Consider the following 13,721-nt stretch of genomic DNA (forward strand, 5'->3'; position numbering starts at 1 on the left):
GGCTGTACAGTTGTCTGTTGCTGTTGCCATACCGGATTCGCCGTCGAACTCACAGTCTACGATCATATCCTCTGGACAGCTGATTACTGGTGCTTCGTCATCTTTAACTGTAATCATCTGCTCACAGCTGGATGAGTTGCCGGCACAGTCGGTAGCGGTCCACGTACGGGTAATCATGCCCAGTCCGCAGTCATCCAAATCGGATGAATCTACATAACCAATCACGATGTCGCCTTCGGCTGTACAGTTGTCTGTTGCTGTTGCCATACCGGATTCGCCGTCGAACTCACAGTCTACGATCATATCCTCTGGACAGCTGATTACTGGTGCTTCGTCATCTTTAACTGTAATCATCTGCTCGCAGCTGGATGAATTACCGGCGCAGTCGGTTGCGGTCCATGTGCGGGTGATCATACCCAGGCCACAGTCATCCAATGCAGGTGAATCGACATAACCGATCACGATGTCGCCTTCGGCGGTACAGTTATCTGTTGCTGTTGCCATACCGGATTCGCCGTCGAACTCACAGTCTACGATCATATCGGCAGGACAGCTTATTACCGGTGCTTCGTCATCTTTTACTGTGATCATCTGCTCGCAGCTGGATGAATTGCCGGCACAGTCGGTAGCGGTCCATGTGCGGGTGATCATGCCCAGGCCGCAGTCATCCAATGCAGGTGAATCGACATAACCAATCACGATGTCGCCTTCTGCGGTACAGTTATCGGTGGCTGTTGCCATGCCTGATTCACCGTCGAACTCACAATCAACGATCATATCGGCAGGACAGCTTATTACCGGTGCTTCGTCATCTTTTACTGTGATCATCTGCTCGCAGCTGGATGAATTGCCGGCACAGTCGGTAGCGGTCCACGTACGGGTAATCATGCCCAGTCCGCAGTCATCCAGGTCGGATGAATCTACATAACCAATCACGATGTCGCCTTCTGCAGTACAGTTATCGGTGGCTGTAGCCATGCCTGATTCACCGTCGAACTCACAATCAACGATCATATCGGCAGGACAGCTGATAACAGGTGCTTCGTCATCTTTTACTGTGATCATCTGCTCGCAGCTGGATGAATTGCCGGCACAGTCGGTAGCGGTCCACGTACGGGTAATCATGCCCAGTCCGCAGTCATCCAAATCGGATGAATCTACATAACCAATCACGATGTCGCCTTCGGCGGTACAGTTGTCTGTTGCTGTTGCCATGCCGGATTCGCCGTCGAACTCACAGTCTACGATCATATCGGCTGGACAGCTGATTACCGGTGCTGTAGTATCTACAACACTAATTGTTTGAGATGCACTAACACTGTTACCACATGCATCAGTAGCAGTCCAAGTACGAACGATAGTGTATACGCTGGCACAATCCGTTCCAATGATCTCTTCTCCATCGTATGCAATATCAACCTCTGCATCACAATTATCGGTTGCACTTGCATTGCCTACTTCAGGTATTGCATCACATTCTACGGTTACATCTTCTGGAACTGTCAATTCAGGTGCAACCAAATCCGCCAAGATAGTAAATGTTGCTCCGCAAGAGTCCATCTTCCCACAATAATCTACTGCTTTAATCCAATGCGTTACTGTGAATCCGCAGGAAGCACCTTCGGGAAGATCTTCCGGCAAATCAGTATCACCGCTTGTTACAGTAACGGGCTCATAGTCGTTCCCTGTTCCTTCTTCATAGGCAAACTGAACTCTCCAGGCATCCCACATGGCCTCCAGATCAGTGTCACCACAGGAGTCGTATTCTTCATCGCCCGGACATTGAACAACCGGAGGATTACTCAACACATTAACTTGGGCAGGTGGTCCCGGAAAGTCTTTCAACTCTGCAGTTCCGGATTCACCGGATGTTCTGGTGCGGGTAAAAACTGTCGCAATACCAAAACAAGGGTTGATAACCTCATCGAAGAAGGCACTTAAATTTATAGCGCCCTCACACCACTGATTAACATCGTAATAGGGAAGAACTCCGGAATACCCTATTCCACCGTTGCTTCCGGGAAGCTCAACATACTCGGCGTTTCCAAATGCTGGAAAATGCACGTAGGTTTTCTCCGTATTTACTGTGGCTAAAATATCCCCATGTACAAAATCGTTATTTATAACATACTGATAGGTTCCGCCCACGTTCTCCCAGATCAGAACAATAACATTGGCTACCGGTCCACCGTTTGTGAATTCAACGGTAACCAAAATATCGCCTGGTGTACGACCACCAGTTGCCGGGTCAGCATCGGAAACAAATTTTCCATAATAATAGCCACCATTATCCTGCCCGACAGTATCCATATAAAATGGCATTTGCAGGAACTCAAAGTCGATATAGCTACTACCATTGGTTACTTGCCGGTCGGCAGCCCAGGAAACCCATAGGTCGTCGGGATTACCCCATTCGCCGTTAATTCCCTGTATACCAGGATTACCCCGAGTAAATATTACACCTGCATTTTGGATCTCATTTTTGTTCGGATTCGACCCAACACCCCATTCATAAGTATTAGGATTATCGTCGATCTTATTCGAACCAATAAAAATCGTCGGATCCTTATTCGTAATATCATCAATGTACCGAACAACCGTGTAATCATTCACACCGGGATAACTGTTTTCCGATACATCAAAATAGGGAGGAGCCGCGATCTGCAAAATATCAAATACACCGCCACCCTCGCCTGGGTACACTAGATCCCAGTAGAAGATATCTCCAGCCGTCCCGTAATTTTGCGGAAAGCCGGAGGTGTTATCAGTTTCACCGAATACGTGATTCGCGTACGCATTACCATCAATCGCCGTACCATTCGTCGGAGCCATTACAGGTGCTATACCCTGTATATTTCCCGTTGTTTGTGCGATCGACGTTTTCGGTATTACCATCGCTGCTAACATTATTAAAGGCATAAGAATGCCATAACGCCAACATCGGTAGTAACGCCTTGTTTTCGTAAAAAAGTAGATTTTCATCATACTAAGACTTTAGGTTTGAAGAGTTTTATGGTATTGATTAACCATACTGATTCTAATGGGAAAAACCCATATCCTTTTCGTTGAGAAAAGGAAGTTGCTTTTAAAATAATTTCCACTAAAATTTGGAACTTCGGTAGAGAGTAGCAGGCTTTCGAGCCTGGGAAAATCGAAAAAAAAGGTAGATGAAAACCAAACTGAATTCAATCCGGAATATTCCGTATATTTTAACATGACAACGGACAACTACAATACATAACAAAACAAGACAAAACGACACAACAAGCTAATCTACTGCACATTGAAAACACATCGGTAAACTTTTCACAATAACAAGAACAACAACAACAAATAGGGAACAAGCTGGGAATCAGCTTTTCAGGATAAAAAATATATTCTATTCAGGAAAGGAAGAAGATGTTTGTACAAACATGGAAATTGACAACGCAATTAAGAATGATTTTCTGATTTAACACCCTTTACTTCAAATTCGACACTGGAGATAATTTCGTCACCGACTTTAGCTTCGGCTGTCACCAAAATAACACCACGAGAAATCCGTTTGCTAATGCGCCCCACAAAGGCCACCGATTCTCCGTGAAACGCCAATCGATAAGCTCGAATTGAAGTTCGGGGACTGATCATCTTATCGTAGCCTGGGAAAAATTTTTTATACAGGGCAAATCCTAGTTCCCGAAATAAATCACCGATTACAGCAACGGGCAAAGCCGGATAATTTTTAAAATGCCCTTCACATTCCGAGCCAACAATTGTGCCGTAATCTGCACTGATCCGGTCTCCTTTAAACACCAGGTTGGTCAGGCGCCTCCGATTCCGGTACGGACTTTCAACAGCCGGGATTTCTTCATCTAGTTTGAAGTTTTCATAAAACTTTGTAAAAACCGCCGGGCTCATAATCATGTACTCAACTTCTGCAGTAAACAACACCGCATTGTGCTCATCCAAAATTTCACCGTAAATTTTACCCTTTCTTTTTTCAGCCAGAACCGGAATAGCATAGGCTATAAAATGATTCGACTCGGATATGTGTGAGGTTTTTCGTTCCAAAACAGCGTGAACAGCCAGGTAATAATGCCTTCTTTTGTGGTGAAAACCATATGCCAGTGCAATAGATCCCAAAATTGCCAAATGTCTGCCACACTCCGCTCCCCCCATCGGGCCTCCTTCATCGGGATCTAAATACTCATTGTAAACTTTGGCCTTTATTCCACCATACTCCATTAATTCCAAGTTCTGTAAAATATTGTATGGTTTTTCAACCATAATCAATTCATCCAATTTTATCTCGACATTACTCTTTTCCATATTCGATCTCAAAAAGGCATTAACAACGAGTGTATTTTACTGCTTGAAATAAGCTAAAAGCGATTCCCTGAATTTTTACATTTGAAAAATTACCACTACAGGATTGACAATTCGTTATCTCATGAAGCTTAATCACTTAAAGCTTAAACCAAGAAAAAAGGTAGATGATAAATTCAGTTTATTCAATCAGTAAAATTCCGGATATTCAAATCGTCCATCCGCATCTGATTCAGCGTTGTAGAAGGACTTAAATAATAAGTCGGTTGTGGAAGGCGTATTTTACCATTTCTGCGGTGGACTTCAACCTTAACTTGGTCAAAATATTCTTCTTATGCGTTTCTACTGTTCTCGGGCTGATAAACAATCTTTCACCGATTTCCTTATAAGTGAGCCCTTGACAAAACAGTTTCAAAATCGAGATCTCCCGATCTGTTAGCGTGTTTTTCTTCCGTAATACATTGGAGTTTTGTTTGCCGGATGGGGAAATTTCTTTCAACCATTTTTGCATCTCCTTTGGAAGATAGTTAGAACCTGCCAATACTTTCCGGATTGCTTCCTTTAAGTCCTCTGGTGTTTCATTTTCAAAAACGAAACCCTTAACCCCTAACTTCACATGATCAGTAAAACAATCAGAATATTGCATACTGGTTAGCAAAATGACCGGCAAATCGGGAACAGCCCGCATAATCTTGCGAAGCAATTGAATACCACCGTTATCACAATGTAGAATATCCACTAATAGGACATCAGGCGAACCGGTTTTTAACTCCGGCAATAGCTCCTTTAAGGCATTCGAAATGGCTGTGATTTCAAACTGATCTTTTTCCGACAACACGGATATTAATCCAGAACTAAACAAACTGTAACTTTCATAAATTGCAAGTCTTACAGGCCTTCTCATAAAATACACCCTCCTCTAGTTAGTAAGTCTCAGTAATATTTACTTGTTTGTTTAGTACACTGTACCCACACCAAGGTTGTTGATGTGTTTTCTATTTGAAGTGCCAGTTTTCACTTCATGATTGAATGGGACTGCAAGTTACAACAATCGCACCCCCAATTTCAATCCGTAAAATTCCGCATCCGTATCCGTGAAATCACGGATTATTTGAAACCAGAAATTATTGGAAAATAATTAAACGGAAAGTCGCTATTCAACCAGTCTGGCGCGCATAGCATATTTTACAAGGTCGACCTGGGTAGTCAGGTTCAATTTGTCAAGCATATTATTTTTGTGCGATTCAACGGTTCGGGGACTAATGGATAAGATATTCGCGATTTGTTTGTAAGAGTTTCCTTCGGCGATTAACTTTAACACTTGCTTTTCTCGGGGGCTGAGTCCCAGTAACTCAGTTTTTTGAATATTTACTTTGTGTAAATGTTCAAAAACTTTGCTAACCATTCGGGTGGTGGGCATCTCAAAATAAGTTTCACCACCAACGACGCAATTAATTGCTGTTATCAAATCGTCCCAGGAACTTTCTTTCCAGATTATCCCCCTAACCCCTAGCATAACAGCATCCAATACGGCTCCCTCACTTGATCCCACAGCCAGAGCAACCACCAACACACCCGGAAATTTATCTCTAAGATTTTTGAGTATTGATACGACATCATCCTGCGGCAGCATCAAATCCAGCAACACGATATTAGGAATTTCTTCCTTCAATACCGAGTATAGTTCACCAGAATTCGATGCTTCGCCAACCACCTCAAACCGCTTGTCTTCTTTAAACAACATTTCTAAGCCCCTTCGCAATATGTGGTAATCACCTACAATTACGATCCTCTTTTTCACAAACTTAATATACGGAAAATTCCGGATATAGTTAATCTGCCTGGAATATAAAATCTGCGCTTTATAGGTTGAAATGAATTTCACTTATTAAATTTGGGCACAATTAAAATTGCAAAAGGGTATGATGACAGAAAAGTTTCCTTCTCGATTATTGGAAAACGCGGTGAACGAATTTTCCAAATTACCGGGAATCGGACGAAAAACCGCTTTGCGCCTTGTCTTACATTTACTGAAACAAGAAACGACGGATGTCGAAATCTTTGGAAATAGCATTATTCAGGCGCGAACCGAAATTAAGCATTGCAAAATTTGCCACAATATTTCGGATCACGAGGTGTGCAACATCTGCAGCCAGCCTGACCGGACCGGGGAAATTATCTGCGTCGTTGAAACTATTCGCGATGTTATGGCGATTGAGAATACCCGTCAGTTCATTGGATTGTACCACGTTTTAGGAGGAATTATTTCTCCCATGGACGGAGTTGGGCCGGCTGATTTGGAAATCAATTCATTGATTGAACGAGTTCGCGACGGCAATGTCAGTGAAATAATCCTGGCCCTCAGTACTACGATGGAGGGTGATACAACCAACTTTTACATTTATAAAAAGCTGAAGGACTTCAAAGTCAAAATTTCAACCCTCGCACGCGGGGTCTCCATTGGCGATGAGCTTGAATATGCCGATGAACTCACACTCGGCCGCTCTATTAAAAACAGGATGGATTTCGAAAGTTCCTTGTCTCAATAAAAGCGGAGTATGAAACTATCTGTCATCATCGTCAACTTTAATGTCAAACATTTCCTGGAGCAATGTCTAATTTCAGTCGATAAAGCGTTGAAGGGAATCGATGGTGAAATTATTGTAGTCGACAACAACTCGGTAGATGGTTCTTGCCGGATGATTCTTGAAAAGTTTCCGGCAGTCAAACTAATTAAAAATGACACCAACACCGGATTCTCAAAGGCAAACAACCAAGGCATTCAGCAGGCCAAGGGTGAATATATTTTACTCCTGAACCCGGATACCCTGGTCGAACAAGATTGCTTCACCAAGTGTCTGGCCTTTATGGATAAAAATCCGAAAGCCGGTGCTCTTGGGGTAAAAATGATAGATGGCAAAGGCGATTTTCTCCCCGAATCGAAACGCGGACTTCCAACTCCATGGGTGGCCTTCTGTAAAATTTTCGGACTAACCAAAATCTTTCCCCACTCCAAAAAATTTGCACGTTATTACTTGGGCCATCTACCTGAAGAGTCCGTAAATGAAGTTGAAATTTTAGCCGGTGCATTCATGTTTCTTCGCCAGTCAACACTTGAAAAAACGGGACTCCTGGACGAGACTTTTTTCATGTATGGTGAAGACATTGATCTTTCCTATCGAATTACGCTCCAAGGATTTAAAAACTACTATTTCCCGAAAACAACCATTGTTCATTACAAAGGAGAAAGCACAAAAAAAGGCAGCTTGAACTATGTAAAAATGTTCTACAAAGCCATGCTCATTTTCTCGAAAAAACATTTTTCAAACCGGCAAACAGGGCTATTTAATTTTACAATCAATCTGGCAATCTACATTCGGGCGCTACTATCAGCCACCAACCGTGTTTTCACAGCCGTTTTTCTCCCACTATTAGACGCATTATTTATATTTCTGGGATTTTACATATTGATCCCGCTTTGGGAAACATTTCAGTTTGAAGCCGGTCATTTTCCACCTGAATTTCTACAGCTAATGGTTCCAATTTACGCAGCAATCTGGCTGATATGTAACACCCTGCTGGGAGCCTATTCAAAACCAATATCCCTGAAAAAATTGGTACAGGGGATTCTTGCCGGTAGCTTAGGAATCATGCTGACTTATTCATTTCTGGATGAAAGTTGGCGTTTTTCACGCGCCCTTATTTTGTTGGGGTCAACGTGGGCTTTCATAAGTCTACCATTGGTACGTTTTCTGCTAAATAAATCCGCGAATCCGGCGTTCAAGCTGAAAGGCTATAAGCCTAAAAAGATTTTATTGATGGCAACTCCCGATGAAGCAACACGAATTGAAACGCTGCTTCAAGGCAGCAACACCCGATTTGAATTAACAGGCTTCATTTCGCCGAATGAGGAATTACCGGGATCAGAATACCTGGGAAAATATTCCCAAATCCGGGAAATCGTTCAAGTTCACAAACCCGATGAACTTATTTTCAGCGGGAAAGATGTTTCGTCCGGTGAGATTATCGACTACATGCTCGACCTGAACAAAGAAGCCGTACACTTTAAAATTGCTCCGCCTGAAAGTCTGGCAATCATTGGCAGCCATTCGCCAAAGTTCTCAGGCGAACTACTTCAAATTGAAGCCAATCCACTTTCCGGGAAATTCAATCAATTGCTAAAACGGTGGCTCGATCTGAAAGTGGCTATTCTATTATTGCTTTTATATCCGGTTTTGTTCTGGACATTCACAAACCCAAAGGGACTGCGAGATAATTGTCGGGCAGTTCTTTCCGGACAAAAAACATGGATTGGATTTGCCAATCCCCCCGAAAGCGACTTTCATTTACCCAAAATAAAACCGGGCATTTTAACGCCTTCCAGCCCGCAGGAGAAAAGCTTGAGTGCGGCAAAAAAACTGGAGAAAGATCGGCTGTATGCCAAAAATTACCGACTTTTGACTGATCTGGAATTTATATTTCGAAACTGGAAAAACCTGGGACAATGACTCAATCTACCCTCGAATACGGAAAAATAAGCCTTCGCCCACTGGAAACGGAAGACTTGGAATTGCTTTACCAATGGGAGAACGATTCGTCCGTTTGGCAAGTTAGCAACACGCTGACTCCTTTCTCGCGGTTCATCCTGAGACAATACATCGAAGAATCTCATCGCGATATTTACGAGGCAAAACAGCTCCGCCTCATCATTCAAAACAAAGAGCGAGAGCCCGTTGGAGCAATCGATTTGTTCGACTTTGAACCCTACCACCAACGAGCCGGAATCGGAATTTTAATTTACGCCACCGAAGATCGCCAAAAAGGCTATGCCTCCGATGCACTGCAGCTAATGTGCTGTTATGCCAAAGAAATTCTGGGCATCCATCAGCTTTATGCCAATATCGGAGCCAATAATCCAACAAGCGTTGGCTTGTTCGAAAAGTGTGGGTTTCAACTTTCAGGCACAAAAAAAGACTGGCTAAAATTACCCGACGGGTGGATTGATGAATATTTCTTCCAACGAATTTTATAAATTTCCCCCGGAACAAAGGTCACTAAATGATGGTACTTCCTGAAAAAAGCGGTAGTTTTTGGCGTCAAAATCGACCTGACAGCAATAGTGGGTCATGCCATTCGAAACAATTAAAAAAGGTACTTCGAAAGTGAGGTTATAACGCGCAATCTGGTCAAACGTTTTTTGCGTAATTTTTACCTCAGGCGCTTTAAACTCCACAATCAGCAGGGGTTTCCCTAACTTGCCGAAAACCAACAAATCGGCCCTGAATTGATTTTGATTGAGTTTCAGTCCGGTTTCAATAGCCATCAGCGAAGCCGGAAACTTCTTTTCTTCTACTAAATATCGAATAAAATTTTGGCGCACCCACTCCTCGGGCGTCAATACCAAATACTTTTTCCGAATTTCATCAAAGATTTGAGTTTTCGCATCAACTTGCTTGGTGCGGAATGAATATGTTGGTAAATTTAGCTGTATCGACATTTTAAACTATGCAAAGTTGTACTTTTGTGAATCTGAACCGAAAACGGATACATTCAGATCTTATCCAAAAATGCAAAAATATATTGATTGCGCATGAAGACAAAGAAAGAGATTGTAGACAATTGGCTCCCCCGATATACTGGCAGAAAACTCGAAGATTTTGGTAAATACATCCTACTGACAAACTTTCAGCTGTATGTTGAGATGTTTGCTGAGCAATTCGACGTTCCGGTTTTTGGAGAAGAAAAAAATATGCCCAGCGCAACTGCTCAAGATATGACCATCATCAATTTTGGGATGGGTAGTCCGAATGCAGCAACGGTCATGGACCTGTTGAGCGCCATTATGCCGCAAGCAGTCCTTTTTTTGGGGAAATGCGGCGGGCTGAAAAAGAAAAATAAATTGGGCGATATGATTCTTCCCATCGCAGCCATTCGCAGCGAAGGAACATCGAACGACTATTTACCCGCCGAGGTTCCTGCTCTTCCGGCCTTTAACCTCCAGCGAGCAGTTTCCACCGCGGTTCGTGAAAACCAAATGGATTACTGGACGGGGGTTGTCTTTACGACTAACCGCCGGGTTTGGGAATTTGATGAACGTTTCAAAAAATACCTAAAAAAAACCAGGGCCATGGCCATTGATATGGAAACGGCGACTATTTTCACAGTTGGCTTTGCAAACAAAATCCCAACCGGAGCCCTTTTATTGGTTTCCGACCAACCCATGATCTCAACCGGAATAAAAACGGACGTAAGTGATCAACGGGTGACAACCAATTTTGTGGAAAAACACATTAAAATAGGCATTGAGGCGCTAATCGAAATAAAAACCAATGGCCGTTCAGTAAAACACCTGAAATTTTAAATCCTCCAAAAACAGACTATGACCTTTGACGATATTCTGGATAATCTGAAGAAAAAGATTTATCACCCCATTTATTTTCTGATGGGGGAAGAAAGTTATTTTATTGATCAAATTTCGGACTACATCACCCGGCATGTTTTGACAGAGGCCGAAAAGGGATTCAATCAGCATGTTTTATATGGAAAAGACACAGATATTGACACGATCATTACTCATGCCCGCCGTTTCCCAATGATGGCTAATCACCAGGTAATTATTGTTCGTGAAGCACAGAATATCAAAAAGATTGAGGATTTGGAAGCCTATGCCAAACATCCTTTAAATTCGACTATCCTGGTTTTAAACTACAAGTACAAAACCATAGACAAGCGGAAAACCTTCAGCAAGCTGATTGCTAAAAATGGTGTTTTATTCGAATCCAAGAAGATCTACGACAACCAGTTACCCGATTGGATCAAGGGCTACCTCGCCAGAAGAAACTACACAATCGTGCCACAGGCTTCAATGTTATTGGCTGAGTACCTTGGAACCAACCTCAGCAAGGTGTCGAACGAACTGGACAAACTGATCATCAGCCTTCCGGAAAATACGAAAATCACACCGGATCATATTGAAAAGAATATCGGGATCAGCAAAGACTACAACATTTTCGAACTACAGAATGCACTGGGGGAACGCAATGTTTTAAAGAGCAATCAAATTATTAACTACTTTGCTTCGAATCAAAACGCAAACCCGTTCCCAAGAACAATTTCAAGCTTGTATCAGTTTTATATGAAAATTCTGACGTATCATTTTCTTGATGACAAATCGCAAAATGCCGCAGCTGCAAGTCTCGGGGTACATCCGTTCTTTGTGAAATCGTATATTGCAGCAGCGAAACAATTTCCGATCAAAAAGGTCGTTGAAATCATATCAACTCTACGCGAGTTCGATATGAAATCCAAAGGGCTTGGAAATGTTTCATCAAGCACTGGCGATCTGCAAAAAGAGATGATTTACAAAATCTTACATTAGAATCTATATGACAATAATTATAATCGCAATAACCTGCTTGGTGTCTATCATGGCATTCAGCAGACCTGAGCTGGTGGAAAAACTTCAGTTCAATGCCAGCAAAATAGTGCACCAGCGGGAATATTTCCGACTTATTTCGCATGGCTTTGTACATGCAAACTGGGAGCATCTGTTGGTCAACATGATCGTTCTGTATTCGTTTGGACAGGCTATTGAAATGTATTTTTCAGTCTTCGGAAGAATGGCCAATGCTTATTTTCTTATGCTCTATTTTGGCGGCATGCTAGCGTCCAACTTGTATGCATTGATTAAACATCGCAACAACTTCTACTACAATGCTGTCGGAGCTTCCGGAGCGGTTTCTGCTATTTTGTTTGCGGCCATCTTTTTCGATCCCTGGGATTCAATTTACTTTTTCGGGATCATACCAATTCCAGGAATTGCTTTCGCGTTGCTCTACCTCATCTACTCCTACTATATGAGCAGAAAACAAAAAGACAACATCGCCCACGACGCTCACTTTCTGGGTGCCCTTTTCGGATTTATTTTTCCTATTCTTATAAACTACAATTACTTTCAGATATTTCTCGATAAACTATTTCGGGTTATTTAACGACCGGAGCAACGCAGTATATTAGCATGGCCTACATCCTTTACGATGGAAATTTTTATTCACCGGAAGAACACATTTTCTCCCCGACACAACTTGACAACTTGTTGTTTCGGGATGAGCTGAAAGTGATCAAAAGCAACATCCTATTTTGGGAAGATCATCTGAAATTACTGAGCCTTTGTTTTCAGCTTTTTAAAATCGACAAGCCAACGCTGCTAGCCAATAATGGAAAGGAATTAAAGCGCCAGATTGAACGGAGTTTGGTGAAGAACAAATATTACAGAAGTGCAAAAATCCGAATCTCCTTTTTCAAACAACAGGACTCTGTTAGCTATTTAATTCAACTCTCGGCATCGCCTGAAACAGACTATGTTTTACATCCTGAGGGATTTGAAATTTGCTTGTTCAAACAAATCACGAAATCTGACTCTCCACTTTCATCACTTGTCATTGGCTCACAAAACTTATGGGAAATAGCTTTTGCTCTGCAAGAAGATGAAAAAATCATCCCCGTGATCCTAAATAATGAACATTGTTTGCTTGAAACTCCCGGAGCGAATCTCTTCATCCTGAATGGACAAACGATAATAACACCACATCCAACAACCGGTGCTTACATCAATCCGGCAAAACGCATTATTCAACAAATAGCTGGAAAAATCCGCCTGAACTTCAAGGAAGTGGAATCGATTTACGAAGAAGATTTAATCAATGCATCGGAAGTTTTTCTGGCGGACGATATTCGGGGAGTGCAATTTGTGAGAGCTTTTGGAATGACGCGTTATTACAAAAAACAGTCGATGGCTATTTCTGAAGAATTCAACCGACTACTAATTCATTGACGGATTTTCCGGGAAGTGTTCCCACATCAGGTATTTCCCTCCGATATTACGGACAATTTCTAACCACATTTTCTTTTTCCGCTCAATATCCATCACTTTTTGCTCTTCAATTTCGGAAACCAACCAGCTGTTTTCCTCCAACTCTTCTTCTAACTGGCCGCTATCCCACCCTGAATAGCCCATAAAAAAGCGAACATCACCGGGTTTCACCATCCCCAGCCTGATTTTGTTTTTCAACTCTTCAAAGTCACCACCCCAATATAAATTATCCTTGATATGAATACTTCCTGAGATTTCATCTCCTAAAGAGTGGATAAAGTAGATTGAATCGGTACTAACCGGGCCGCCAATATAGATCTCAGCGTCGAAATCAGGAAAATCTGGAATGATCTCATTGATCGGATAATCAACCTTTTTATTTAAAATGAATCCCACGGCTCCTTTTTCGCTGTGAGCTACCAACAATATGACCGAACGGTTGAAGTAGCTTCCCGGCAAAAATGGTTCCGCAACCAAAATCCGCCCCTTCTTTGGTTCGACATGATTGGTTTCAATTTTAAATATGTTGATATTCAGCTTCATA

General features: G+C 42.3%; 13 protein-coding genes. 7 read left to right on the forward strand and 6 right to left on the reverse strand.

Going from position 1 to position 13,721, the window contains the following annotated elements; translation table 11 throughout:
• The 4 genes from GJV22_RS20090 to GJV22_RS20105 form a co-directional block, all read right to left on the reverse strand.
• Positions 1-2,895 (reverse strand): HYR-like domain-containing protein (locus tag GJV22_RS20090; RefSeq protein ID WP_205461980.1); only part of this gene is annotated, 2,895 nt, incomplete at its 3' end.
• 537 nt (positions 2,896-3,432) lie between these two features.
• Entirely contained in the window at positions 3,433-4,308 is an 876-nt protein-coding gene (locus tag GJV22_RS20095) for a hypothetical protein (RefSeq protein WP_163718029.1), read from the reverse strand.
• Positions 4,309-4,555: 247 nt separating this feature from the next.
• The gene (locus tag GJV22_RS20100; protein WP_163718032.1) at positions 4,556-5,167 is read right to left on the reverse strand and encodes a response regulator transcription factor; all 612 of its coding nucleotides are present in this window, start codon (positions 5,165-5,167) and stop codon (positions 4,556-4,558) included.
• A 291-nt stretch (positions 5,168-5,458) separates the two neighbouring features.
• Positions 5,459-6,190: a LuxR C-terminal-related transcriptional regulator gene (locus tag GJV22_RS20105; protein WP_163718034.1), complete on the reverse strand. Its 732-nt coding sequence runs from the start codon at positions 6,188-6,190 to the stop codon at positions 5,459-5,461.
• A gap of 37 nt (positions 6,191-6,227) precedes the next feature.
• Here GJV22_RS20105 and recR point away from each other — a divergent pair, with 37 nt between their 5' ends.
• The 3 genes from recR to GJV22_RS20120 are packed head-to-tail and all read left to right on the forward strand — an operon-like array spanning position 6,228 to position 9,337.
• Positions 6,228-6,854 (forward strand): recombination mediator RecR, encoded by a 627-nt coding sequence (recR, locus tag GJV22_RS20110; protein ID WP_262888231.1) that lies wholly within the window; start codon positions 6,228-6,230, stop codon positions 6,852-6,854.
• 9 nt (positions 6,855-6,863) lie between these two features.
• A complete protein-coding gene (locus GJV22_RS20115; protein WP_163718036.1) occupies positions 6,864-8,813 on the forward strand; it encodes a glycosyltransferase family 2 protein in 1,950 nt (649 codons plus the stop codon).
• Positions 8,810-9,337: a GNAT family N-acetyltransferase gene (locus GJV22_RS20120; RefSeq protein WP_163718038.1), complete on the forward strand. Its 528-nt coding sequence runs from the start codon at positions 8,810-8,812 to the stop codon at positions 9,335-9,337. The genes GJV22_RS20115 and GJV22_RS20120 overlap by 4 nt, the downstream gene beginning before the upstream one ends.
• Here the strand turns inward: GJV22_RS20120 and GJV22_RS20125 are convergent.
• A complete protein-coding gene (locus GJV22_RS20125; RefSeq protein ID WP_163718041.1) occupies positions 9,332-9,802 on the reverse strand; it encodes a type I restriction enzyme HsdR N-terminal domain-containing protein in 471 nt (156 codons plus the stop codon). The two genes, GJV22_RS20120 and GJV22_RS20125, sit on opposite strands and share 6 nt — an antisense overlap.
• Positions 9,803-9,895: 93 nt before the next feature.
• On the opposite strand from GJV22_RS20125, the gene GJV22_RS20130 reads away from it, so the two are divergent.
• From GJV22_RS20130 to GJV22_RS20145, 4 genes are read left to right on the forward strand one after another with little or no spacing between them, the layout of a single operon-like run.
• Positions 9,896-10,666: an AMP nucleosidase gene (locus tag GJV22_RS20130; protein WP_163718043.1), complete on the forward strand. Its 771-nt coding sequence runs from the start codon at positions 9,896-9,898 to the stop codon at positions 10,664-10,666.
• Between the two features lie 18 nt (positions 10,667-10,684).
• Positions 10,685-11,683: a DNA polymerase III subunit delta gene (holA, locus tag GJV22_RS20135; protein ID WP_163718045.1), complete on the forward strand. Its 999-nt coding sequence runs from the start codon at positions 10,685-10,687 to the stop codon at positions 11,681-11,683.
• 7 nt (positions 11,684-11,690) lie between these two features.
• The gene (locus tag GJV22_RS20140; RefSeq protein ID WP_163718047.1) at positions 11,691-12,296 is read left to right on the forward strand and encodes a rhomboid family intramembrane serine protease; all 606 of its coding nucleotides are present in this window, start codon (positions 11,691-11,693) and stop codon (positions 12,294-12,296) included.
• A gap of 26 nt (positions 12,297-12,322) precedes the next feature.
• Positions 12,323-13,138 (forward strand): aminotransferase class IV, encoded by an 816-nt coding sequence (locus GJV22_RS20145; RefSeq protein WP_163718049.1) that lies wholly within the window; start codon positions 12,323-12,325, stop codon positions 13,136-13,138.
• Here GJV22_RS20145 and GJV22_RS20150 read toward each other — a convergent pair.
• On the reverse strand, positions 13,127-13,720 hold the full coding sequence (locus GJV22_RS20150; RefSeq protein WP_163718051.1) for a YqgE/AlgH family protein: 594 nt from the start codon (positions 13,718-13,720) through the stop codon (positions 13,127-13,129). The genes GJV22_RS20145 and GJV22_RS20150 overlap by 12 nt on opposite strands.
• Between the last annotated feature and the right edge of the window lies 1 nt (position 13,721).

Origin of the sequence: Mangrovibacterium lignilyticum (genome assembly GCF_010882175.1) — a bacterium.
Lineage (GTDB): Bacteria > Bacteroidota > Bacteroidia > Bacteroidales > Prolixibacteraceae > Mangrovibacterium > Mangrovibacterium lignilyticum.

Excerpts from the sequence above, each read along its gene's own strand:
- GJV22_RS20095 (WP_163718029.1), bottom strand. The coding sequence starts at position 4,308 with ATGGAAAAGAGTAATGTCGAGATAAAATTGGATGAATTGATTATGGTT.
- recR (WP_262888231.1), top strand. The coding sequence starts at position 6,228 with ATGATGACAGAAAAGTTTCCTTCTCGATTATTGGAAAACGCGGTGAAC.
- GJV22_RS20115 (WP_163718036.1), top strand. The coding sequence starts at position 6,864 with ATGAAACTATCTGTCATCATCGTCAACTTTAATGTCAAACATTTCCTG.
- GJV22_RS20120 (WP_163718038.1), top strand. The coding sequence starts at position 8,810 with ATGACTCAATCTACCCTCGAATACGGAAAAATAAGCCTTCGCCCACTG.
- GJV22_RS20125 (WP_163718041.1), bottom strand. The coding sequence starts at position 9,802 with ATGTCGATACAGCTAAATTTACCAACATATTCATTCCGCACCAAGCAA.
- GJV22_RS20130 (WP_163718043.1), top strand. The coding sequence starts at position 9,896 with ATGAAGACAAAGAAAGAGATTGTAGACAATTGGCTCCCCCGATATACT.
- holA (WP_163718045.1), top strand. The coding sequence starts at position 10,685 with ATGACCTTTGACGATATTCTGGATAATCTGAAGAAAAAGATTTATCAC.
- GJV22_RS20140 (WP_163718047.1), top strand. The coding sequence starts at position 11,691 with ATGACAATAATTATAATCGCAATAACCTGCTTGGTGTCTATCATGGCA.
- GJV22_RS20145 (WP_163718049.1), top strand. The coding sequence starts at position 12,323 with ATGGCCTACATCCTTTACGATGGAAATTTTTATTCACCGGAAGAACAC.
- GJV22_RS20150 (WP_163718051.1), bottom strand. The coding sequence starts at position 13,720 with ATGAAGCTGAATATCAACATATTTAAAATTGAAACCAATCATGTCGAA.